Origin of the sequence: Hydrogenophaga sp. SL48, assembly GCF_021729865.1 — a bacterium.
GTDB lineage: Bacteria > Pseudomonadota > Gammaproteobacteria > Burkholderiales > Burkholderiaceae_C > Hydrogenophaga.
The window spans coordinates 1,939,467-1,962,884 of the sequence record NZ_CP063400.1; the positions used below are offsets into that span (position 1 = coordinate 1,939,467).

Annotated in this window: 21 protein-coding genes and 1 pseudogene; 17 read left to right on the forward strand and 5 right to left on the reverse strand. The window is 66.4% G+C overall.

Features of this window, described 5'->3' with window-relative positions; genetic code table 11:
* Positions 1-4: 4 nt before the first annotated feature.
* The 9 genes from IM738_RS09225 to IM738_RS09265 all read left to right on the forward strand — a co-directional run bounded on the left by IM738_RS09225 (position 5) and on the right by IM738_RS09265 (position 8,599).
* Positions 5-832, forward strand: a complete 828-nt coding sequence (locus IM738_RS09225) for a general secretion pathway protein GspB (protein ID WP_236965577.1) — start codon at positions 5-7, stop codon at positions 830-832.
* A 49-nt stretch (positions 833-881) separates the two neighbouring features.
* Positions 882-1,523 carry an ABC transporter ATP-binding protein gene (locus IM738_RS09230; RefSeq protein WP_272907840.1) on the forward strand — a complete coding sequence of 214 codons (642 nt, stop codon included), beginning with the start codon at positions 882-884 and terminating at the stop codon, positions 1,521-1,523.
* Positions 1,520-3,085, forward strand: a complete 1,566-nt coding sequence (locus IM738_RS09235) for a glycosyltransferase family 39 protein (protein WP_236965579.1) — start codon at positions 1,520-1,522, stop codon at positions 3,083-3,085. Before IM738_RS09230 ends, IM738_RS09235 begins: the two co-directional genes overlap by 4 nt.
* Before the next feature lie 170 nt (positions 3,086-3,255).
* On the forward strand, positions 3,256-4,875 hold the full coding sequence (locus IM738_RS09240; RefSeq protein WP_236965580.1) for a glycosyltransferase family 39 protein: 1,620 nt from the start codon (positions 3,256-3,258) through the stop codon (positions 4,873-4,875).
* Positions 4,876-4,928: 53 nt separating this feature from the next.
* On the forward strand, positions 4,929-5,882 hold the full coding sequence (locus IM738_RS09245) for a UDP-glucuronic acid decarboxylase family protein (RefSeq protein WP_236965581.1): 954 nt from the start codon (positions 4,929-4,931) through the stop codon (positions 5,880-5,882).
* A complete protein-coding gene (locus tag IM738_RS09250; protein ID WP_236965582.1) occupies positions 5,879-6,829 on the forward strand; it encodes a glycosyltransferase in 951 nt (316 codons plus the stop codon). Before IM738_RS09245 ends, IM738_RS09250 begins: the two co-directional genes overlap by 4 nt.
* 19 nt (positions 6,830-6,848) lie before the next feature.
* The gene (locus IM738_RS09255; RefSeq protein ID WP_236965583.1) at positions 6,849-7,259 is read left to right on the forward strand and encodes a GtrA family protein; all 411 of its coding nucleotides are present in this window, start codon (positions 6,849-6,851) and stop codon (positions 7,257-7,259) included.
* 6 nt (positions 7,260-7,265) lie between these two features.
* Positions 7,266-8,006 carry a class I SAM-dependent methyltransferase gene (locus IM738_RS09260; RefSeq protein ID WP_236965584.1) on the forward strand — a complete coding sequence of 247 codons (741 nt, stop codon included), beginning with the start codon at positions 7,266-7,268 and terminating at the stop codon, positions 8,004-8,006.
* The gene (locus IM738_RS09265; protein ID WP_236965585.1) at positions 8,003-8,599 is read left to right on the forward strand and encodes a hypothetical protein; all 597 of its coding nucleotides are present in this window, start codon (positions 8,003-8,005) and stop codon (positions 8,597-8,599) included. Before IM738_RS09260 ends, IM738_RS09265 begins: the two co-directional genes overlap by 4 nt.
* A 67-nt stretch (positions 8,600-8,666) precedes the next feature.
* Here IM738_RS09265 and IM738_RS09270 read toward each other — a convergent pair whose 3' ends face one another.
* Positions 8,667-9,821 carry an acyl-CoA dehydrogenase family protein gene (locus tag IM738_RS09270; protein ID WP_236965586.1) on the reverse strand — a complete coding sequence of 385 codons (1,155 nt, stop codon included), beginning with the start codon at positions 9,819-9,821 and terminating at the stop codon, positions 8,667-8,669.
* Positions 9,822-9,930: 109 nt separating this feature from the next.
* Here IM738_RS09270 and IM738_RS09275 point away from each other — a divergent pair, with 109 nt between their 5' ends.
* From IM738_RS09275 to IM738_RS09300, 6 genes and pseudogenes are all read left to right on the forward strand, one after another.
* A complete protein-coding gene (locus tag IM738_RS09275; protein ID WP_236965587.1) occupies positions 9,931-11,136 on the forward strand; it encodes an acetyl-CoA C-acetyltransferase in 1,206 nt (401 codons plus the stop codon).
* A gap of 112 nt (positions 11,137-11,248) precedes the next feature.
* Positions 11,249-13,426, forward strand: a complete 2,178-nt coding sequence (locus IM738_RS09280) for a 3-hydroxyacyl-CoA dehydrogenase NAD-binding domain-containing protein (protein WP_236965588.1) — start codon at positions 11,249-11,251, stop codon at positions 13,424-13,426.
* A gap of 91 nt (positions 13,427-13,517) precedes the next feature.
* Positions 13,518-14,261, forward strand: a complete 744-nt coding sequence (fabG, locus tag IM738_RS09285; protein WP_236965589.1) for a 3-oxoacyl-ACP reductase FabG — start codon at positions 13,518-13,520, stop codon at positions 14,259-14,261.
* A 174-nt stretch (positions 14,262-14,435) separates the two neighbouring features.
* Positions 14,436-14,909: pseudogene (locus tag IM738_RS09290) on the forward strand (GNAT family N-acetyltransferase); the annotation flags it as partial.
* Between the two features lie 69 nt (positions 14,910-14,978).
* Positions 14,979-15,593: a chromate transporter gene (locus IM738_RS09295; protein ID WP_236965590.1), complete on the forward strand. Its 615-nt coding sequence runs from the start codon at positions 14,979-14,981 to the stop codon at positions 15,591-15,593.
* Between the two features lie 2 nt (positions 15,594-15,595).
* Entirely contained in the window at positions 15,596-16,186 is a 591-nt protein-coding gene (locus tag IM738_RS09300) for a chromate transporter (RefSeq protein ID WP_442908517.1), read from the forward strand.
* Between the two features lie 4 nt (positions 16,187-16,190).
* Here IM738_RS09300 and IM738_RS09305 read toward each other — a convergent pair whose 3' ends face one another.
* Both IM738_RS09305 and IM738_RS09310 read right to left on the reverse strand, forming a co-directional pair.
* Positions 16,191-17,429 carry a Yip1 family protein gene (locus IM738_RS09305; RefSeq protein WP_236965592.1) on the reverse strand — a complete coding sequence of 413 codons (1,239 nt, stop codon included), beginning with the start codon at positions 17,427-17,429 and terminating at the stop codon, positions 16,191-16,193.
* 232 nt (positions 17,430-17,661) lie between these two features.
* Positions 17,662-19,473, reverse strand: a complete 1,812-nt coding sequence (locus IM738_RS09310) for a DUF1566 domain-containing protein (RefSeq protein ID WP_236965593.1) — start codon at positions 19,471-19,473, stop codon at positions 17,662-17,664.
* A 258-nt stretch (positions 19,474-19,731) separates the two neighbouring features.
* Between IM738_RS09310 and IM738_RS09315 the strand changes: the two genes are divergently transcribed.
* The gene (locus IM738_RS09315) at positions 19,732-21,573 is read left to right on the forward strand and encodes an ATP-binding protein (RefSeq protein ID WP_236965594.1); all 1,842 of its coding nucleotides are present in this window, start codon (positions 19,732-19,734) and stop codon (positions 21,571-21,573) included.
* Positions 21,570-22,229, forward strand: coding sequence for a response regulator transcription factor (locus IM738_RS09320; RefSeq protein ID WP_236965595.1), 660 nt, complete (start codon positions 21,570-21,572; stop codon positions 22,227-22,229). The genes IM738_RS09315 and IM738_RS09320 overlap by 4 nt, the downstream gene beginning before the upstream one ends.
* A 14-nt stretch (positions 22,230-22,243) precedes the next feature.
* Here IM738_RS09320 and IM738_RS09325 read toward each other — a convergent pair whose 3' ends face one another.
* Together IM738_RS09325 and rlmB are read right to left on the reverse strand one after the other, a co-directional pair.
* Entirely contained in the window at positions 22,244-22,591 is a 348-nt protein-coding gene (locus tag IM738_RS09325) for a hypothetical protein (protein ID WP_236965596.1), read from the reverse strand.
* Positions 22,592-22,625: 34 nt separating this feature from the next.
* Positions 22,626-23,369, reverse strand: a complete 744-nt coding sequence (gene rlmB, locus IM738_RS09330) for a 23S rRNA (guanosine(2251)-2'-O)-methyltransferase RlmB (RefSeq protein WP_236965597.1) — start codon at positions 23,367-23,369, stop codon at positions 22,626-22,628.
* Positions 23,370-23,418 lie beyond the last annotated feature (49 nt).

Below are 23,418 nucleotides of genomic sequence, written 5' to 3' on the forward strand. Positions count from 1 at the left end.
CACCATGTCCTACATCCTTGATGCACTGAAACGGGCCGACGCCGAGCGCGGACTGCGCGCAGGTGCGACCACCGCCGACGTCACCCCGCAGGCCCACGGGCATCCACCCACAGCACCCTGGTGGCGCTCACGCACGGGGGTGATCGTTTGGTTGGCGCTGTTGTGCGTGACCGGCCTGGCCGCGCTGTGGTGGCCATCGTCGAAGCTTGCCGCGCCCACCCCCGCCGCCTCCACGGACCTGTCGGTTTCAGGGCCAGCCCTCCCGTCGGCGCAGTCCCCCGACGTGGCCACCGCGCCGGTGCCCCAGGCCACGCCGAACGCGTCCGTGGCCCCGCGCACGGGGCCCATGCCCACACCTGTGGCGCCCAGCAGCACGCCGTCACCCGACGCCTCCCCATCATCCACGGCGGCCGCGGCCCGTCCGGCGCCCATCCTGTTGCCCGAGCGACCCATGGCCGCGCGACCCTCGGCACCGGTACCCGCACAGGTGGCGGCGGCGTCAACCGGTGCGGCGTTCGGACCCGACCCGGTGCCGCCGATGCCCTCCGCCGTCACGCGCCAGCCCGCACCGACCCCACCGCCCGCCGCGCCCACCGCTGGCGCGACCGCAACGCCGAGCGCGCCCATGGCCACCGGCGCTCCGGCCTCCGCGCCGCCGGTGAAGGTCACAGGCGCCACCTACTCGGACAATCCCGCGCATCGCATGTTGATCGTCAACGGCAAGATCGTGCTGGAAGGGCAGCAGATCGAACCCGGGCTGACCCTGGAAGTGATCACCCCGCACAGCGCCGTGCTCAACCACCAGGGGAGCCGCTTCAACATCAACTACTGAAGCCCTGTTGGAGCCCTGTTCCCGACGCCCGGTATGCTCCTCGCCAGCCATGCATGCAGAACACAGCCCCCATCCGTCTCCAGCCCTGTCGGCGCGGGGTCTTGAATTTGCGTGGCCCGGTGGCGCGCCCCTCTGGACAGGGCTGAACCTGGACATTCCGCCTGGCGTGAGCCTCGTCCAGGGCGACGAAGGCAGGGGAAAAACCACCCTGATGAAGCTGCTGTCGGGTGACCTCTTGCCGCGTCAGGGCAGCCTCACCATCGGTGACGCCTCGCTGGCCACACAACCCCAGACCTATCGCCAGCGGGTGTTCCGGACCGACCCCCGCGGCGAGATGCCGGACAGCGTCACGCCCAGCGACTGGTTCGACGCCACGAGTCGACAGTTCCCCGACTTCCGGCCGGCCGCCCTGCCCGATCTGGTCGATGGCTTCTCGCTCGGTGCCCATCTCCACAAACCCCTGTACATGCTCTCCACGGGCAGCCGCCGCAAGGTGTGGCTCTGCGCCGCGCTCGCCGCAGGCACCGCCGTGACGTTGCTGGACGAGCCCTTTGCCGCGCTGGACATGCCCTCGATCCGCTTCCTCAAACAGTGCCTGCAGGACGCCACCCAACACCCCACCCGTGCCTGGGTGCTGGCCGACCATGAGGCGCCCGAGGGGCTGGCCTTGGCCTGCGTGATTCAGGCATGAGCCCCCAAGCGTTTCTGAAATGGCGCCCGAACGGCCCCGCGTTGTGGGCCGCCGTGCTGCTGGCCCTGGGGCTGATCCTGCGCCTTCGGCAGTACCTGTTCAACCGCTCCCTGTGGCTGGACGAGGCTTACCTCGCGACCAGTTTCGTGGACCGCGACCTCGGTGAACTGCTGTTCCACCCCCTCGCCAACGGGCAGGTGGCGCCCCTGGGTTTTCTGTTGCTGGTCAAAGCGGTGACCTCGGTGCTGGGCACGCACGACTGGGCGCTGCGCCTGCTGCCCTTGCTGTCCGGAGTTCTCAGCCTCGTGGTGGCCATCCCGATCGCCCGGTCGGTGCTGCCGGGTGCACTGGCCCGGTCGGTGTTCATGGGGCTGATGGCCTTTGCGCCGGTGCTGGTGTACTACAGCAGCGAGTTCAAGCAATACCAGGGCGACGTGCTGTGCAGCGTGCTCATCCTGTGGCTGAGCATGCGTTTCCGTGCCGAGCATGGGCCAGCCGACGGCTGGAAGCTGGCGCTCGCAGGCGCTGCCTGCATCTGGTTTTCTCACGCCAGCCTGTTTGTGCTGGCGGGAGCCGGGACGGTGCTCTGGCTGGAAATGGCCCACCGCCGGCAGCGAGCGGCGTGGCTGGCGATCACGGTCGTGGGCCTGGTCTGGCTGCTGAGCTTCGGCCTGAACCACACCCTCTCGCTGCGCAACCTCACCTCCAACAGCAGCCTGATCGGCTTCTGGGAAGCGGCGTATGCCCCCTTCCCCCCACACAGCCTCGAAGACCTGAGCTGGTACCGGAACAACGCGCTGGGCCTGGTCTACCTCGCCATGCGCCACACCGGTGTGGCGCACCACGGCGAGATGCCCGGGTGGTTCGATGCGCTGAATGTGGGTCTGCTGGCGCTCACGCTGCTGGGGTCCGTGGCCCTGGCGCGGCTGTCCCGGCGGGTGGCAGGCATCTTTCTGGTCACGCTGATCGCGGTGCTGGCCGCTTCCGCCCTGCACCTCTACCCCTTTCGCTCGCGCCTGATCCTGTTCTTGCTGCCGTTGGTGTATCTGGCGCTCGCCGCGCTGGTGCAAGTGATCTGGCAACAGACCAACCGCTGGAGGGCCAGGCCCGTGGCGGTGGGACTGGCCCTGAGCCTCATCTTCGTGATGGCCCTGCCGAGCTGGCGGGTGCTTCGCCAGCCTGAAAACGCTCAGGACATCAAAGGGGCCATGGCCCACATCGCAAAGCACCGACAGCCCGGCGATCATGTGGTGCTCGGTTCAATGACCCACAAGGCGTTCGACTTCTATGCCCCCACGTTCCAGCTTGACGATCTTCCGGTGGTGATCTTCCGGGTGACGCCCAATCCTGTGCACGACGCCCGCGCCACTGTGCGGCGCATCTGCCTCGACCCACAGGCGAAGCGCAGCTGGCTGGTCATCAGCCACCGCCTGAGCGATCAGGCCGCCTTCCTGGATGTGGTGCGCTCCATCTCGCCGCCGCTGGACCACTGGGAGGGCGACGGTGCCGCCGCCTTCCTCCACGACTTCCGCGCTTCTGCTTACTGCCAGCGCTACCGCTGAGCCACCCAGGCCCGGGTTGCGCGGCGGCTTGTGATCGGCCGCATCGCGGCATCTGGATGCTGATCGAAGCCGACCCATCTTGGGCGCCAGAACGGTCTTCAGAACCCGGCCATAGAATCCCCTTCTCCCAGTGCAGGTATTGCCACCTGCATCACACGCCCCAAAGATCCATGACCACAACCTCCTGGCTGCGTCACAAGCCCATGCGATCTCCGGCCCTGTGGCTCTGGCTGGTGGTCACTGCGGGCGTGGTGTTCCGCCTGCGCCAGTACCTGTTCAACCGATCGCTCTGGCACGACGAAATCCTGCTGGTCAGCACCTTCGCCGACCGCGGCTTCTCCGAGCTGATCTTCCAGCCACTGGGCAACAACCAGGCGGCACCCCTGGCGTTTCTGGTGCTGGTGAAGGCGATCACCGGCCTCTTCGGCACGCACGAGTGGAGCTTGCGGCTGCTCTCCCTGGTGTACGGGATCGCGGCGCTGGGTCTGGCGCTGCCCATCGCGGGCAGGATGTTTCCGTCGTTTGCGGCCCGCGCGACCTTCGTGGGCCTGATGGCGGCGTCCCCGGTGCTGGTCTACTACAGCTCCGAGTTCAAGCAATACCAGGGCGACGTGCTGTGCACGATGCTGATCCTGTGGCTGACGATCCGGTTCAAGCCAGAACACTGCGTGCGCGATGCCATTTGGCTCGGGCTGGCCGGGGCAGCCAGCGTGTGGCTCTCACATGCCATTGACTTCGTGCTCGCTGGCAGCGGTCTGGTGCTCTGGCTGGAGATGGCGCGACGCCGTGAAAGGTCGGCCTGGCTGGCCATGACGGCGGTCGGCATGGCTTGGCTCGCGAGTTTTGCCGCAGACTACGTTCTTTCGCTGAGTCTGCTGCCCAACGACGGGTACCTCGCTGGCTTCTGGGCCACCAGCTTTGCCCCCATCCCACCGTCCAGCCTGAACGATCTTCACTGGTTTGGCGAAGCGGCGCTCGGCCTGGTCTATCTGGGGATGCACCAGATGGGCACGGCATTTCGCGAAGTGCTGCCAGGCTGGTTCAGTACCCCCATCGTCCTGCTTCTCGCCCTCACGGTGGCGGGCAGCGCAGCGCTGGCCCGCCAAAACGGACGCGCAGCGATGATGGGCGCTGTGTCTTTGATGGCGGTGCTGGGGGCCTCTGCACTGCACCTGTATCCGTTCCGCGCCCGCCTCATCCTGTTCATGGTGCCGTTCGTGTTCCTCGCGCTGGCAGCCTTCGTGCAGCAGGCGCATGACCTGACCCGCCGGTGGGCCGGACCGTGGCTGGCCGCCGCGCTGGCCATCGCCACGGTGGCGATGCCCGTCCGACTGAGTGCCCACACGCTGGTGCACCCCAACAACTACCAGGACCTCAGGGGTGCGCTGCAATACATCGCAGCCCATCGCGAGCCCGGCGACCACGTCATGCTCAGCAGCTGGACCCACCACTTCTACAACTTCTATGCCCAGCGGCTGGGACTGGCGGACATGCCGCAGTTCGAATACACGCCGACCATCAACGAGGTGCACAACATCCGGTCGACCGTGCGGCGAATCTGCCTGGACCCACATGCGGGAAGAACCTGGGTGGTGGCGACCAACCAGATCGTCTCCAACAACCGCCATTTCCTGGCGGCACTGAACAACCTGGCGCCCCCGTTGTTCACCTACCCCATGGACGGGGCGGCCGTCTTTCTGCACGACTTCCGGCCCACGGCCTATTGCCAGCGGTACCGCGCTGAAGCGGCCACCCTGTCCGCACCCGCCGGGGCCAGCGGAAGGCCCTGAAAAGCAAGCGACAATTCAAGGCTGAGCCCCCTCAAGACCCCACGGAGACCTGCATGCGCATCTCGAACAGAAAAAGAATCCTGATCACCGGAGGCGCAGGCTTCCTGGGCTCGCACCTGTGCGAGCGCCTGCTGGGGGAAGGCAACGACGTGCTCTGCGTCGACAACTTCTACAGTGGCACCAAGGACAACGTGGCCCACCTCATGGGCAACCCGCACTTTGAGCTGATGCGCCACGACGTCACCTTCCCGCTGTACGTGGAGACCGACGAGATCTACAACCTGGCCTGCCCCGCCTCGCCGGTGCACTACCAGTGGGACCCGGTGCAGACCACCAAAACCAGCGTGCACGGCGCCATCAACATGCTGGGCCTGGCCAAGCGCACCAAGGCGCGCATCTTCCAGGCCTCCACCAGCGAGGTCTATGGCGATCCCGAGATCCACCCCCAGCCCGAGAGCTACTGGGGCCGCGTCAACCCCATCGGCATCCGTTCCTGCTACGACGAAGGCAAACGCTGCGCCGAAACCCTGTTTTTCGACTACCACCGGCAGCACAAGGTCGACATCAAAGTCGCCCGCATCTTCAACACCTACGGCCCGCGCATGCACCCCAACGACGGCCGGGTGGTCAGCAACTTCATCGTGCAGGCCCTGCGCGGTGAGGACATCACGATCTACGGCGACGGCTCGCAGACGCGCAGCTTCTGCTACGTGGACGACCTGATCGAAGGCTTCGTGCGCATCATGGCCAGCCCGGCCGACGTGACCGGCCCGATCAACCTGGGCAACCCGCACGAGTTCACCATCCGCGAGCTGGCCGAGGCCGTGTTGAAGAAGGTGGGAGGCCCCTCCAAACTGGTGTTCAACCCGCTGCCGCAGGACGACCCCAAACAGCGCCAGCCCGACATCGGCCTGGCCAAAACCCACCTCGACTGGCAGCCGGCCGTGCAGCTCGACGCCGGCCTGGACAAGACCATTCACTACTTCCGCAACTTCCTGCAGCAATGAGCCTTTCGCAGCACGCCATCGTCATCGTCATGCCGGTCTATGAGGACCTGGAGGCCAGCGGCCGCCTGTTTCAGGAACTGGGCCAACAGTTCGGCGACCGCGTGTTCGTGGTCGCGGTGGACGACGGCTCGGTGCGACAGCCGCTCTCGGTGGAAAGCCTGAGTCAGGCCGGCGTCGCGGGCGCGGTGCTCAAGCTGCGCCGCAATGTCGGCCACCAGCGCGCCATCGCCATCGGCCTGAGCTACGCCGCCGAACACCTGGTGCCCGGGCAGCAGGTGGTGGTGATGGACTCGGACGGCGAGGACCTGCCCTCCACCATTCCGGCCTTGCTCGCCCAGCTGGACAACCCGGCGGTGGACGTGGTGGTCGCGCAGCGCAAGAGCCGCGTCGAGACCTTCCGCTTCAAGGCGTTCTACCAGGTCTACAAACGCTTCTTCGGCGTGATGACCGGGCGCCCCATCAGCTTCGGCAACTTCATGGCGCTCAAGCCGGCCGCGGTCAAACGCCTGGTGTCCATGCAGGAGCTGCCCATCCATGTGGCGGCCGCCGTGCTCGCCTCGAAACTGCGCACCGATGTCTGCCCGCTCGACCGCGGTCCGCGTTACGCCGGCCAGTCCAAGATGAACTTCGTGGGCCTGGCGCTGCACGGCTTCAAGGCCCTGATGGTGTTCGCCGAAGACGTGCTGGTGCGTGTGGGCATCGCCAGCGCCCTGATTGCCACGTTTGCGGTGGTCGGTTCGGTGGCGGCGGTGGTGCTCAAGCTGATGGGTTATTCGACGCCCGGCTGGTTCTCGCTGGTGCTGGGCATCCTCGTGCTGCTGTTCCTGCAGACCGCGGCGCTGGCCTTGATGACGCTGATGCTCACCGGCGTCATGCGCAGCGGCAGCGTGGTCACCGCCGTGGCCCACCGCGACTTCATCGACGAGATCCTGGAAACGGCGCCGTGAGCGGGCCGTGCCCCGAACGATGAGCCTCCGCGTTTCGCCCCAGCTGGTTCGCTACGTGGTCAACGGGGTGATCGCCACGGCCGTGCACTACGCCGCGCTGCGCTTCTGTCTGGAGGTGCTGCAGATGAACTCTGCGGGGCTGGCCAACATGCTGGCGGCCCCGGTGGGCATCGCGACCTCGTTCCTCGGCAGCCGCTACTACGTCTTTCAGCGCCGGGACACGTCCATCGTGCAGCAGGCTGTGCGGTTTCTGGGTTTGTATGCCGCGATCGCCCTCCTGCACGGGGCACTGCTCTACGCCTGGACCGATCTTCTTCAACTGAACTACAGCATCGGTTTCCTGATCGCCGTGGGCATGCAGGTCGTGCTGGGTTACCTCGCTGGCAAGTACCTGGTCTTTCGCCCTCTGCCGGCCAAAGACACGCCCTGATGCCGCATGGCCGACCGCACTGAACCGTTCGTCTACAGCGGCAACGAGCTGGAGCTGTTCGCTGCGGCGGTGAACTGGAAGGCCTACTGGTCGAGCCAGATCCTCCCCTATCTGGGGAACGATGTTCTGGAGCTGGGCGCGGGCCTGGGTGCCACCGCCCGGACCTTGAACCACAAACCCTACCGGTGCTGGCTCGGTCTCGAACCCGACCAGGCCATGTGCGACACGGTCCGCGCCCGGCAAGGTCCGGACATGCCCGCGGGCTACCAGATCCGCCATGGCACCTCGGCCGATCTGGCACCCGACGAGCGGTTCGACACCGTGCTCTACATCGACGTGCTCGAACACATCGAGGACGACCGCGCCGAGCTGGAGCGGGCCTGCGCCCACCTGGTGCCTGGCGGCCATCTCATCATCGTGGCACCGGCCCACAACCGCCTCTACTCCGACTTCGACAAGAAGGTCGGTCACCACCGGCGCTACGACAAGCCAATGCTTCGCGCCATCGTGCCGGCCCCGCTGAACGTCCGGCAACTGCACTACCTGGACAGCGTGGGCATGCTCGCCAGCCTGTTGAACAGGCTGGTGCTAAAGTCCGACTCCCCCAGCCCGGCCCAGATCAGGCTCTGGGATTCGATCATGGTGCGCGCATCGCGCTGGGTGGATGTGCTCACCGGCCACCGGCTCGGCAAGAGCATCGTCTGCATTCTGGAAAAACCCCGCACCGACGGGACTGCATCGTCATGAAACTCCTTCGCCTGGCCCTGGCCACCTTGCTGTACGTCGCGATCCTGTGCGGCGTCTGGGTGGTCACCGTGAACTTCCTCCGCGTCGACGTGGTGTTCTACGCCGCGATCTGGTCGGCCGTGGCCGCGACCCTGATCCTCGCGGTGTTGGTGTGGGTCACCCCGCTGCTGCGCGGGTTCAGCGGTTTCGAGAAGTTTCAGCAGCTGATGAGCTGCGTGTTGATCGGCTACATCATGGCCATCAGCGTGCCCACGGTCATCGACCGATCGCTGTCTTTCTACATTCTCGAGAAGATCCAGCAACGCGGCGGCGGCATCCTGCACGACCGGTTTGCCGACGTCTTCACCAAGGAATACATGCACGAGCACCGTCTGGTCGACGTGCGACTGACCGAGCAACTGGCCTCGGGCACGATCGTGATTCAAAACGGGTGCGTGAAGCTGACCGACAAAGGCCAGCAGCTCGCCAACGCGAGCCGGTATTTCCGCAGCAACTTCCTGCCCAAGCAGCGCCTGCTCATGGGCCAGTACTCGTCCGACCTGGTCAACCCGTTCCGCAACAGCGCCTCGGTGGTGGACTACCAGTGCCAGTGAGCCGCCGGCCTGTTCAGGGCCGGACCCGCATGGATTTCGCCCAGCGTTCCCTCCGATAGAAAACGCTTCAGCGCGCGCCCAGGCCCATGCTGCGTGAGATCACCTCTTTCATGATCTCGTTCGTGCCGCCATAGATGCGCTGCACCCGCGCGTCGGCGTAGGCCCGGGTGATCGGGTACTCCCACATGTAGCCGTAGCCCCCAAACAGCTGCACGCACTCGTCCATCACCTTGCACTGCAGGTCGCTGCACCAGTACTTGGCCATGCTGGCGGTCGCCGTGTCGAGCTGCTCCTGCACGATCAGTTCGCAGCACTTGTCCACGAACACGCGCGCCACCTGCACCTCGGCCTGCAGTTCGGCCAGGGTGTAGCGGGTGTTCTGGTAACTCGCCACCGGCTGGCCGAACACCTTGCGCTCCTTGACGTACTCGACCGTCCAGTCGATGGCAGCCTGCGCGGAGGCCACGGCACCGATGGCGATCTGCAGCCGCTCCCACGGCAGTTGCTCCATCAGGCAGATGAAGCCCTTGCCTTCGCCACCCAGCAGGTTCTCGGCCGGCACATTGACGTTGTCGAAGAACAGTTCGGAGGTGTCCTGCGCCTTCATGCCCAGCTTCTTCAGGCGTTTGCCCTTGCTGAAACCTTCCATGCCGCGTTCGACCAGCAAGAGACTCGTGCCCTTGGCGCCAGCGGCCGGGTCGGTCTTGGCGACCACGATCACCAGGTCCGCGTGCCAGCCGTTGGTGATGAAGGTCTTGCTGCCGTTGAGAAGGTAGCTGCCGTCGGCCTGTTTGATCGCCGTGGTCTTCACGCCCTGCAGGTCGCTGCCCGCGGCGGGCTCGCTCATGGCAATCGCGCCCACCATCTCGCCCGTGGCCAGCAGCGGCAGGTATTTTTTCTTCTGCGCTTCGGTGCCGTAGTGCAGGATGTACGGCGCCACGATCTCGCTGTGCAGGCCGAAGCCGATGCCGCTCACACCGGCGCGGGCGATTTCCTCCATCTGCGCCACCGAGTACAGCTTGTCGGCCCCTGCGCCGCCGTAGGCCTCGGGCATGGTCATGCACAGAAAGCCGTTTGCACCGGCGGCGCGCCAGACTTCGCGGTCCACAAAGCCCTGCTCTTCCCAGCCCTCGTGGAAGGGCGTGATCTCTTTCTCCACAAAGCGGCGGAAGCTGTCGCGGAAGGCTTCGTGGTCGGTGCTGAACAGGCTGCGGTCGATCATGGTGTCACCTTTCGGACTGGATAGACGGATTTATACAAAGCATTTGCTTGGCAAAAGTCTATACTGATCTGATGGGCTGGAACACCGGCCTTTTCCCTTAGGAGACACCATGAGCGAAGCCTTCGTTTACGACGCCATCCGCACGCCGCGCGGCAAGGGCAAGAAGGACGGCAGCCTGCACGAGGTCAAGCCCGTCAACCTGCTGGCCGGTCTGCTGACCGAGCTGCAGCGCCGCAACCAGCTGGACACCAGCGCCGTGGACGACGTGGTGATGGGCGTGGTCTCGCCCATCGGTGAACAAGGCTCGGTGCTGCCCAAGGTGGCCGCGCTCAAGGCCGGCTGGGACTGGCGCTGCTCGGGCGTGCAGCTCAACCGCTTCTGCGCTTCGGGCCTGGAGGCGGTGAACATGGCCGCGATGAAGGTCAAAAGCGGCTGGGAAGACCTGGTGGTCGCCGGCGGCGTCGAGAGCATGAGCCGGGTGCCCATCGGCTCGGACGGCGGCGCCTGGGCGCAGGACCCGGAGACCAACAGCGCCACGCTGTTCGTGCCGCAGGGCATCGGGGCGGATTTGATCGCCACCCTGAACGGCTTCAGCCGCGCCGACGTGGATGCCTTCGCCCTCGAATCGCAGAAACGCGCCACGGCCGCGCGGGCCGCCGGGTACTTCGACCGCTCGGTGGTCGCGGTGAAAGACGCCCTGGGCCAGACCATCCTGGACAAGGACGAGTTCATCAAACCCAACACCACGCTGGAAGGACTGGGGGGCTTGAAGCCCGCCTTCGAGCAGCTCGGCGCCATGGGCTTCAACGCCGTGGCCCTGCAACGTTACCCGCAGGTCGAGCGCATCCAACACGTGCACCACGCCGGGAACTCCTCGGGCATCGTGGACGGCGCGGCGGCCATCCTGATCGGTTCGGAAGCCGCCGGCAGGACCCACGGCTTCACGCCCCGCGCGCGCATCGTCTCGGTCGCGCTCTCTGGCGCCGACCCGACCATCATGCTGACCGGCCCCATGCCGGCGGCGCGCAAGGCGCTGGCCAAGGCGGGGCTCACGGTGGATCAGATCGACCTGTTCGAAGTGAACGAAGCCTTCGCTGCCGTGCCCATGAAGTTCATGCAGGAAATGGGTGTGCCGCATCAGAAGGTGAACGTGAACGGCGGTGCCATCGCGCTGGGGCACCCGCTGGGCGCGACGGGCGCCATGATCCTGAACACCCTGATCGACGAGCTGCACCGCACGGGCAAGCGCTACGGTTTGGCGACCTTGTGTGTCGGCGGCGGCATGGGCATTGCCACAGTTATCGAAAGGGTCTGACGACCCACCCCCGCGCCGCGCTTCGCGCGTCACCCCCTACAAGGGGGCAACACCAGCGGCCCGGCAAAGCCGGTTCCGCGGTGTTTCTGGAACCGAACACGTGGAGAACGTAATGATCACGAAAACAATCCGCTACGACCTGGCCAACGGCATTGCCACCATCACGTTCGACGAGCAGGGCTCGCCGGTCAACACCATGTGCCTGCAGTGGCAGGACGACCTGGACGCCATTGCGGCGCAGGTGGTGAACGACCGCGCGCAGCTCAAGGGCATCGTGCTCGCTTCGGCCAAGAGTACCTTCTTCGCCGGCGCCGACCTCAAGGGTGTGATGCGTTCCACAGCGGCCGACGGCCCGCGCGTGTTCACCGAGATTGAACGCATCAAGCGCAACTTCCGCACCATCGAGACCCAGGGCGTGCCGGTGGTGTCGTGTCTGAACGGCGCGGCGCTGGGCGGTGGCTGGGAGGTGGCACTCGTCGGCCACCACCGCATCGCCGTCAACAACCCCAAGGTGCAGTTCGGTCTGCCCGAAATCACGCTGGGGCTGATCCCCGGTGGCGGCGGCATCACCAAGATGACCCGAGTGCTCGGCCTGATGGCGGCGCAGCCCTACATCCTGGAGAGCAAGCTGTTCGGCCCCGAGGAGGCGCTGAAGATCGGCGTGGTGCATGAACTGGTCGCCACGCCCGAGGAGCTGCTGCCGCGTGCCCTCGCCTTCATCGAAGCGGCGCAAGGCAAGCCCGAAGCCTGCCACCACGTCTGGGACCGCAAGGACTACAAGATGCCCGGCGGCACGCCCAGCAACCCCAAGATCGCCGGCATGTTGAGCGTGGCGCCGGCGGTGCTCAAGCAGAAGACGCGCGGGCTCTACCCCGCGCCCGAAGCGGCGCTGGCCGCCATGGTCGAAGGCGCGATGGTCGACTTCGACACCGCCATGCGCATTGAGAGCCGCTACCTGGCCGGGCTGATGACCAGCGCCGTGGCCAAGAACATGATCAACACCTTCTTCTTCAACATGAACGCCATCAAGGGCGGTCAGTCGCGGCCGGGCCCTTCGACAGGCTCAGGACGAACGGAAAAATACCAGCCGAAGAAGGTGGGCGTGCTCGGTGCCGGCATGATGGGCTCGGGCATTGCCTACTCGCAGGCCACCAAAGGCATCGCGACCGTGCTCAAGGACGTGAGCATCGAGGCCGCCGAGAAAGGCAAGTCGTACACGACGAAGCTCACACAGAAACGCGTCGACAAGGGCCAGATGTCGGCCGAGAAGCAGCAAGGCATCCTGAGTCTCATCACGCCCACCGCCAGCGCTGCCGACCTCCAGGGCTGTGACCTGATCATCGAAGCCGTGTTCGAGCAGCGTGAGCTGAAAGCCATGGTGACGAAAGAAGCCGAATCCATGCTCGCCGAAGGCGGCTTCTTCGCCAGCAACACCTCCACCCTGCCCATCTCCGGTCTTGCTCAAGCCAGCCGCGATGCAAAGAAGTTCGTCGGCATCCACTTCTTCAGCCCGGTGGACAAGATGAAGCTGGTGGAAATCATCCGCGGCAAGGACACGGACGACGAGACCATTGCCCGCGCCTACGACTACGTGCAGGCGCTGGGCAAGCTGCCCATCGTGGTGAACGACTCGCGCGGCTTCTACACCAGCCGCACCTTCGGCACCTTTGTCATGGAAGGCGCGGCCATGCTCGGCGAAGGCATCCCTGCGCCGGTGATCGAGAACGCCGCCATGCAGGCCGGCATGCCGGTCGGCCCGCTGGCGGTGCTGGACGAAACGGCGCTCAGCCTGTCGGTGCACGTGCTGGAGCAGACCCGCATGGACTTCCAGAAGGAAGGTCGGCAGTACGTGGCGACACCGGGCGAGACACTGGTCGAGCACATGGTCAAGCAGCACCACCGCAGCGGCCGCGCGGCCGGTGGCGGCTTCTACGACTACCCCGAAGGCGGCAAGAAGCACCTGTGGCCTGAACTCAAAACCCTGTTCGAAAAACCCGGCGTGGAATGGAACCTGCAGGACGTGAAAGACCGCCTGCTCTACCGCCAGGCGGTGGAGACCGCGCGCTGCCTGGCCGAAGGCGTGCTCACCAGCGTGCACGACGGCAACATCGGCTCGATCTTCGGCATCGGCTTCCCGGCCTGGACCGGCGGCGCGCTGCAGTTCATCTACGGCATGGGCATGGAAGCCTTTGAGCAGCGCTGCGCCCAGCTCGCGGCGAAGCACGGCAGCGGCTTCGTGTTGAGCGACGCGGTGAAAACCACCCTCCGCCAGCACCAGCCGGTGTACTGAACGACGCCCTTCGGCCCAGCTACACTTTTCCCAGCAGCCGGCGGACGCCACAGCCCGCCGGCTTTTTAACGACCGCCAACGCACCATCACCATGAAACGTCTCGAAGGAAAAGTCAGCCTCATCACCGGCGCCGCCCAGGGCATTGGCCTGGCCACCGCGCTCAAGTTCGCGCGCGAAGGCGCCACCGTGATCGTCTGTGACGTGAAGCAGGCGGCGGTCGATGAGGCCGTGAAGCAATGCCAGGCCGAAGGCGCCACCGCGGTCGGCTTCGTGATGGACGTGACCCAGCGCGAGATGGTCGATGCCGTGGTCGCGCAGGTGAAAGAGCGCTTCGGCCGCATCGACGTGCTGGTCAACAACGCCGGCATCACGCAGGACGCCCGCCTGCAGAAGATGACGCTGGAGCAGTTCGACCGCGTGATCGATGTCAACCTGCGCGGCGTGTTCCATTGCGCGCAGGCCGTGGCCGACACCATGACGGCGCAAGGCAGCGGCGTGATCCTCAATGCCTCTTCCGTGGTCGGCATCTACGGCAACTTCGGCCAGACCAACTACGCGGCCAGCAAGTTCGGCGTGATCGGTTTCACCAAGACCTGGAGCCGCGAGCTCGGCCCCAAGGGCGTGCGGGTCAACGCCGTGGCGCCCGGCTTCATCAGCACGCCCATCCTGAGCACCATCCCGGGCAAGGTGATCGAAGAGATGGAACACCGCGTGCCACTGCGCCGCCTGGGCCAGCCGGAAGAGATCGCCAACGTCTACGCCTTCCTGGCGAGCGATGAGGCGAGCTACATCAACGGCGCCGTGATCGAGGTGTCGGGCGGGATGAGTGTTTAACCCCCTGCGCCGCTGCGCGGCTTCCCCCTCTCTCGCCTTCGGCGGGAGGGGGACGGCACCAGAGGCCCGGCAAAGCCGGTTCCTCGGTGCCCCTGAGTTGGCGCCGCTTCAAGCGGTCCAAGGCGCGCTCCGGCGCGGCGGATGATTGAAATGACAACCCTTTTGCCTCCCGGCGTCATCCTGCGCGCGCCCCAGCCCGGCGACATGGGCTGGGTCATCCAGCAGCACGGCGAAATCTACGCCCGCGAGTACGGCTGGAACAGCGAATTTGAGGCGCTGGTGGCCGGCATCGTGGCCGACATGATGAAGCGCCACGACCCCGCCTGGGAACGCGGCTGGATCGCCACGCTCCACGGCGAGCGCGTGGGCTCGGCCTTTGTGGTCCGCAAGAGCGACACCGAAGCGCAGCTGCGCCTGCTGATCCTCACACCCGCCGCGCGTGGCCTGGGCCTGGGTGGGCTGCTCACCGACGAATGCATCGCCTTCGCTCGCGCCAAGGGCTACCGCAGCCTGCTGCTCTGGACCAACCGCAACCTCGACGCAGCGCGTGCCATCTACGCCAAACGAGGCTTCCAGCTGGTGCGCAGCGAAGCTCACCACAGCTACGGCGTGGACCTGGTGGGCGAACACTGGGAACTCGGGCTCTGAGACCCTGCGGTCGAGGCCGCACCCCCCCACACGCCACAGGGTTCGGGCGACCCTTGGATAATCCAAGCCATGACCGAACACGCCAGCCCGGCCCACGCGCCCTCCGAGGCCGCAGCCCACCGCCCCCGCTCCAAAACCGACCTGTTCCTCTCCTTCACCTGGCTGGCCCTGCAAGGCTTTGGTGGTGTGCTCGCCGTGGTGCAACGCGAGCTGGTGGAGAAAAAACGCTGGATGACGCGCGAGCAGTTCATCGAGGACTGGGCGGTGGCGCAGATCATGCCGGGACCGAACGTGGTCAACCTCTCGCTGATGATCGGCGGGCGCTACTTCGGTCTGCCCGGCGCCCTGGCCGCGCTCTCCGGCATGCTGGCCGCGCCGCTGGTGCTGGTGCTGCTGCTCGCGGCGCTGTACGGGAGCGTGGCCGAGACCGCCGCCGCACAGGGCGCTTTGCGCGGCATGGGCGCCGTGGCCGCGGGCCTGATCACCGCCACGGGCATCAAGCTGATCGCCGCGCTCGACAAGAACGCCATGGGGCTGTGGGTCTGCATCGGCCTGGCGACCCTGACCTTCGTGGCCATCGCCCTGATGCGCTGGCCGCTGGCCTGGGTGCTGCTGGGGGTGGGCGGTGGGGCGTGCCTGTGGGCTTACCGGGTGCTCGGGCAGCGCGAGGGAGGCGTGCAATGAGCATGGCACCCACGCTGGCGAACTGGACCGACCTGTTCATGCACTTCGCGTCGCTCTCGCTGCTGGCGGTGGGCGGCGCCATCACCACCGCGCCCGACATGCACCGCTACCTCGTGGGCGAACAGGGCTGGCTGAGCGACGCACAGTTCAGCTCTTCCATCGCGCTGTCGCAGGCCGCGCCGGGGCCCAACGTGCTGTTCGTCGCCCTTCTGGGCTGGAACCTCGGGCTGAACGCGGGCGGTGGACCGTCGGCCGGCTGGATGGCCTGGGCGCTGGCCCTGCTGGGGGTGCTGGTGACGCTGGTGGCGATCATGCTGCCCTCCTCCGTGCTCACCTACACGGCCACGCAATGGGGACACCGCAACCGCGAACTGCGCGCGGTGCGCGCTTTCAAGACCGGCATGGCGCCCATCGTGATCGCGCTGCTGATCGCCACCGGCTGGCTGCTGAGCGCCGCGCACAACGACGCGGCGCGCGACTGGCCGCTGTGGCTGCTGACCGCCTGCGCCACGCTGCTGGTGTGGCGCACCAAACTTCACTTGCTGTGGATGATCGGCGCGGGCGCCGTGGTCGGCGCCTTGGGCTGGGTCTGAACGCTCACTGCTGGCGCTTCAGCCCGGCCAGCCCCTTGACGTCCAGCGCGGCCATGGCGGCGCGCACACCGTCCATGTTCACGTTGTCGCCGGTCACCTCGATCATCACGCCGTTGCCGAGCATCATGGACATCTCGGCACGGCTGCCGTCTTTGCGGTATTCCTCCTTGATCGAGGCGCCGTCGCGCTGGTAGACCTTCTCGACCTCCTCCTGCGTTTCGCGGTTGACGGTGCTCTGCGCCCAGGCACCCATGGCCATGGCCAGCGCGGGCATGGCACCGATGTCCTGCACCTTCACCTCGACCCGGCCTGCGTCGTTGCGGAACTCGGAGGTGACGCTGGAGAAGGTCATGCCCATGGCGTTGTCCGAGCGCGCCTCGATCGCCGTGCGCTCCATCGCGCCCAGCTTGGCGGGCACGAAGCCCTGCAGCGTGTCGGGCGCAAACGGCTTGCCGCCCTGCCCGCCACCCAGGGCCGCGCCCATCATTTCACTCATGGCCTTGCCCGCGGCGGCCGAGTCGCCCTTGGCCTGCGCCTCTTCCATCTTCTTGCTCGCCGCTTCCACCTGTTTGCCCATGGCCTCGATCTTGGCGGTGTCGAGGGTGATCTCGGAGCCGGGCACCTTGATGCTCACGTTGTCGGACGAGGACATGCCACCGCCCATCATCGTGCCCGGGCCGGAGGTGAACAGGGCACTGACCGCGCCGACGATCATGCTGGCCACGATGCCGCAGACGATGAGCACCGCCGTGTAGCCCAGCGCCTTGTCTTCGGGCGCCTTCATCAGCACCGGGATGCCGGTGTAGAGCAGGTAGATGGAATACAGCGCGGCGAGCACGCCCAGCATGGACAACGACGGCAGCAGGTTGAACACGCCCCCCACCAGCCCGGCGGTCGAGCCGTAGGCCACGAGCTTGAACGCATTGAGCTGGTTTTTTTCGCCCTTGAACGTGGGCGCCAGCGCATTGGCGATCAGCGACAGCACATAGATCATGGCCAGCGAGAGCACGAAACCCACCACCATGTTCACCAGGCCGGAAACGATGGGCACGCGGAAGCTGACGCCGAAGGCCCCCGCCCCGACCAGGCTGAACCCGATGAAGGTGGCGATGGCCGGGATGGCCGCGAGGTAGACGAGATAGGTCTTGTAGATCGAGGCCACATCGCCGCCCTCCCCTGCGATCACCGGCCAGGTGTCTTTGGGTTTGAGCAGGATGGCTTGTACGCGGTCAACGAGGTTCATGGTCGGGTCCTGAAAGAAAACAGATGGTCTGTGTGACAGCACTGGAAGAGCGCGTTTGATTCTCGCGTGCGCCGAAGGGCCCCGTCAATGCAGCATGGGTGCGGGCGCCCGCAAACGCCAAGGGCGGATTCAGACCCATCGAGTGGGTTGAACGACGCTGCGCAAGTGCAGCGGTCTTTGGTTGGTCCGGCGCGCCCCCAAACATGAGGCCTGCGGGCGCAGGATGCGTTCGTCACGGAGTGATGCGCACCAAGCGAACCCCGGAGCCTTCGTTGCGGCCGACGCCGTCGTCGATGCTGCCATCGTAGAAATCGCCGACCCACGCGTTGTTGCTGTTCCCAACCTGGGGGGAAGACGACCACAGGTAGTCGTTGGAAGCCCCAGGAAAGGCCGCCGGTGCGATGGAAGCGCCGCTGCCGCTCACACTCAGGTCCAGCAAGCTGGTCAGCTCTTTCACTTGGGGCAGGCGCCAGCCGGTTTGCTGCCGGGCATGAACCAGGGCTTGCTCGTGGGTGAATGCGGTGGTCGCTCCGGTGCAGGCACTCCCATTCCAAGCCCGCCCCTGTTCGCAGCGGCGCCATTGCAAACCCGTCCAGGCGTCGTTGACCACGTTGTTGACGCCGTCGCTGCCGTAGGGCACCGTGCTGTAGCTGAAACGCGGCCCGACCGGCGCGCTGCCCCGCACCAGGCGAACAGCGTAAGTTGAGGAAGCACGCGAAGAGAAGTCCGACCCTCCCCCGCCAGATGCCCAGCTCACGAACCAGGCGACGGTGCTGCTGGCGCTCCAGATGTCGGCGCTCCAATGGCGGGCCAGCGCTGTGTTCGGGAACCAGGTGGTGTTGATCGGCACACCCGTCGGGCGACCGTGGTCCACGATGGTCAGCAGCTCGTTGCGCGTCGGCAGCCGCCAGTCGGTGTAGCCACACAGCTCGGAAGCATTGACCGCCGCCACATAGCCGCTGGTATCGGTGACCGCGTTGTTGCCCAGGTTGGTGTAGGTGTTGCTGCCCGCGCGCTCGCCCGCCACCGTTTTGCCCTCCCACAGCAGGCCCGTGACGTTGTCGCGCACGCAATTGATGATGGGATAGGGGCCAAACAAAGACGGCTCGGTGCTGTAGCTCATCGGTGCAATGCCGGCTCTGTGCCCGTCTTGCTGGGGATTCAGCGTGGTGGCGCTGCTGCCGCCGCAGGCCACGAGCGTGTTGCCCCCTGCCTGGTAGCACTGGCTGGTGGTGATGCCGGTGTGCGGCAACCGCGCGCGGTCAGCCCAACCGGTGTCGAGCACGTAGTAGCCAATGCCCTCATAGGTGTAGAGGTGCCCCAGGGTGGCTTCGATGTTCGCCTTCTCTGCGGCGCTGGCGGTGTAGAAGTGAAAGCCCCGGCTCATCACATAGAACCGGTACAGCGGCGTCAACCCGGCCCCGGCCACCTGGCTTCCGAAATAAGCCACGCCCTCATAAACGAAATGCGGCAGCGTGGCCACCACGTTGGCGCGCTCGGCTTCGCTGATGGTGTAGAAGTGCACCCCGGTGCGGGTGTTGTAGAAGCGGTGCACCGAGGCCAGGCCCGCCGAGTGATCGCTGGCCACCGAGAACGCCGGGCCATCAAAGCTGAACGGCGGCGAGAGCGTGGACACCACGGTCGCGCGCTCGGTTTCGCTGGTGGTGTAGAAGTGCGCGCCGGTGCTGCCGTTGTAGAAGCGGTAGGCCGGGATGCGCACCGCGGCAGCTTTGCGCGCCACGTCCCCCGAGAGGTAGGCGCTCTTGGGCGCGATCTGCCCTGGCTTGAGGTCGGACAGCGGATCGGTGGGGCCCGTCTCACGGGTCTTTGCTTGATCCAGCGCCTGGGCCTGCAGCTCGGCCGCCTGCAAATCGGCGCGACTCAGGCGAGCGCCTTGCGCGAGCTGCGCAGCGTCTCGCGCACTGTCCGGACCGGGCGCACTGCGGCCCTCCACCAGGCCGCGCTGCGATGGATTGGAGGAGCCGGAAACCTCGACGGATTTTTCTGCCTCCTGGGCGCCGCCACAGGCAGCCAGGGTGAGCATGATGGCACTCAGACAGACAGGGCCCAAACGGGCCAGGAAACCGGACACATGTGGCATGCAGGAACTCCGAATATCGCAGGGTGATGCATGCGCTTGACCTACAAAGCGATACATTTGTGCCGGACTTTAGACAAACGCCTCACGTTTGCACATGTCACGAAAGTAATGGTGCGTCCCCCGGAGAAGGGAGCTTTGACCACCTCAGGTGCTGCTCCGGCGCCAGCGATCCCCTCCATCCACCGCCCTCAGCGCCAGACCATGACCCCTCCCTCGCATGCTGAGGCCATCGACGCCAGAGTCACGACCGAGCTGGTGGACATGTTGTTTGCGGGCTCGCGCGTGGCCGTGGCCACCACCTTCATCGGCCCGGTGCTGGTCGCCTGGCTTTTTTTGCCGCTGGTGGGGTTTTGGCTCGCGTTTGCCCCCGCCGTTGGCATCTTGTGCCTGCATGTCGAGCGGGCGCTGTTCATTGGTCGGTTCCAGCGCGCTCGCGCGCTGCCGGACTTCAAGCCAGCGCCTTGGGCGAAGGGCACGCAACATCGGCTGGCGGTCATGGGCGCGGCCATCAGCCTCTGGGTGCTGGCGGCCACGCTCACGCGCAACCCGACCGCCGTGTTCTACGCCTCGGCCCTGCCGGTGGTGCTGGCCGCCGGCAGCCTGCAATACAGCGTCTACCCCCGCACGGTGGAGCACTACCTCACGCCCATGCTGCTGGGTTGCAGCCTGCAACTGCTCTGGCTCGGTCAGGGCTACTGGGTCTCGGCGTTCTTCCTGCTCATCGCCTGGCTCACCTTGATCGCGGCCAGCCGGCGCTTTGGCAAGGCGATGCGCCACAACATCGAGCTGCGGCTGAAGAACCAGCAGCTCAACGACGAGCTGAAAGCGCAAAAGGCGGTGGTGGAGGAAGTGAGCGCGGCGAAGACCCGGTTCCTGAACGCGGCCAGCCACGATCTGCGGCAACCTGTGCAGGCCGTGATGCTGCTCAGCGAGGCGCTGCAGGAACGCTCGGAACACCCGGACAACCTGGCCCTTCTGTCCAAGCTGCGCACCGGTGTGCACCACTTTGCCAACTCGGTCGACGAGATCATGGACATCGCCCAGCTGGACGCGGGCAACGTGCAGGTGCAGGCCCTGCCGGTGCGGATGGTTGACCTGCTCGATCGCCTGGAGAGCACCTACCGCGAGGTCGCAGAAGCCAAGGGGCTGGGCCTGCTCATCCGTCCACCCCGCGACGCCAGTGCCTGCGTCCACATCGACGCGGCGCTGACCTGGCGGATCGTGAGCAACCTGGTGAGCAACGCCATCCGGTACACCCGCCAGGGCACGGTGATGATCGCCGTGCGAAACGGCGGCACGCTGCCCGACAGCGACGGTGTGCCCACCCCGGCGGTTCGCCTGGAGGTCCGTGATTCGGGCGTGGGCATCGCGCCCGAGATGCAGTCCCGGATCTTTGAAGAGTTCTTTCAGGTGGACAACCTGCACCGCGATCGCCGCGAGGGCGTGGGCCTGGGGCTGGCCGTGGCGAGGCGGCTGGCGCGCTTGATGGGCCTTCGCATTGGCGTGCGCTCGCGCCCGGGTCAAGGGTCGGTGTTTTCGCTGAGCATGCCGCTGTGTGAGTTGCAGGCCCTTGGTGATGCGGCATCGAGCGCGTCACTGCCGTCGATCAACGGCCTCCGGGTGCTGGTGGTGGACGACGACACCGCCTCGCGGGAGGCCACGCTCGCGCTGCTGGCGTCGTGGAACGTTCAGGCGGTGGGTGCGGGTACCGCCGACGAGGCCGAGGACCAGACCATGGCCATGGTCCGCCGGGGCGAAGCGCCCAACACCTTGTTGACCGACCACTGGTTGCCGGCGGCTCAGTCCAGCCGCGACGTGGACGCCCGCGTGCGCCAGGTGCTGCGACACGACCACCCGGGCAGTGCCGACACCTTGCGAACCGCCGTCCTCACGGGCGACAGCCAGCGCGAAACCCGCGAGGAGGTTCTGCGCCGGGGCTGGACCTTCTGGCAAAAACCTGTGCGCCCGCAAGCGCTGCGTCAGTGGCTCGCCCACACGGCCCTGGAAGCCACAGACACGCCGCCCGCGCCACACCCACCATGAACACGCTCCCGATGCACGCCATGCCAGACGAACCCGTCCTGCTGATCGCCGACGACCACGCGCTGATCCGCATCGGCTTGCGCACGCAGCTCACCCACCTGGGCCACTTTCAGGTGATCGAGGCCTGGGACCAGCCCTCGCTGCACGCCTGTGTGGCGCGCGAGCCCCGCATCGACCTCATCCTGCTCGACGTCATGATGCCTGGCAGCGAAGACCAACACTGGATCGAGTCGTTCCGCCAGCGCTTCCCGGAGCCCCGTGTGCTGTTGATCACCGGCCTGCCACTGGACCAGGTCACGCGGCGCTACCGCCATTTGCCCAATGTGCTGGGCGTCATCGACAAAAGCCGCTCGTCGGCGGAGTTGCGCAAAGCGGTGGACCTGGCGCTGGCGGGCGAACCGGTGTGGCCCAGCGCCGGCATGGTCGCGCCGGCGTATGAAAAGAAGGGCCACCTGCGGGCCGCGACCCTCACCGAACGGCAGCGGGAAGTGGCCATGCTGGTGGCCAGCGGCTTGAGCAACCGGGACGTGGCCACGTCGCTGGACCTCAGCGAGGGCACCGTCAAGAACCACATCAAGGACATCTTCCGGGCACTGGGCGTGACCAACCGCACCCAGCTCGCGTTGCGCGTCAAGCCGCCCGACGCGGGGGGCTGAAACTCAACCGCCGCTCAACGCGGGTTTTCGAAGAACACGGCGTTGGTGTAGTCGCTGATTTCGAAATACACCTTTTTCTCGCCAGCGTCCACGGCCATGTTCAGGTTTTCATCGAGCACACCGTAGCCGTAGCGGTAGGCGCGCGGCTTGCCGTCGTCGGTGCCGAGCGCGGTGCTGATCTTGTCGATCTTCAGGAAGCGGCGCGCCACCTTGTCGCCCGCATAGACCTCCAACACGCCGTTGGTGCCGGTCCAGTTCTGGATGTCGCGGCTCAGCTGGTTCTGCTGCTCCTGGGTGCAGCCGGCGAGCAGGGCCAACGCCACGGCAACGGCGCCGGTCACCTGGGCCAAAGATGTGTTCATGAAGATGCTGCCCCCTGATTGAAAAAGAAGCCGCTCAGCTGCGCTGGCGCAAGGCCTCGTACAGGCACACGCCGCTGGCCACCGAGACGTTGAGGCTCTCCACCGCCCCCGCCATCGGGATGCTCACCAGCTCGTCACAGGTTTTGCGCGTGAGCTGGCGCATGCCGTCGCCCTCGGCGCCCAGCACCAGCGCCACCGGCACCTTGAGGTCCACCTGGTACAGCGTCTTGGGCGCATCGTCGCTGGTGCCGATGACCCAGATGTTGCGTTCCTTCAACTCGCCCAGCGTGCGAGCCAGGTTGGTCACCATGAAATAGGGCATGGTCTCGGCCGCGCCGCTGGCCACCTTGGCCACGGTGGCGTTGATGCCGGCCGCATGGTCCTTGGGCGCGATCACCGCGTGGGCGCCCGCGCCATCGGCCACGCGCAGGCAGGCGCCCAGGTTGTGGGGGTCGGTGATGCCGTCAAGCACCAGCAGCAGCGGCGCCCTGCCCTCGGCCTCCAGGCCTTCGAGCAGCTCGTCCAGCGAGTGCACCTGTGGCAGCTCCTGCACCCGAGCTGCCACGCCCTGGTGGCCGTGGCTGCCGGCGAGCTTGGCGATGCGCAGGCTGTCGGCCTCGATCAGGCGCACGCCCGATTCTTTGGCGCGCTCCAGAAATTGGCGCATGCGCGCGTCGCGGCGGGTGGATTCGAAGTAAACCTCGACGACGGATTGGGGCGCGGTTTTCAGACGCACGCCCACGGCGTGAAAGCCGAAAAGCACTTTGGAAGAAGACATGCGCAGATTATCCCCGCGCACCGACCTGAATGACGCCCCCGACATCCGC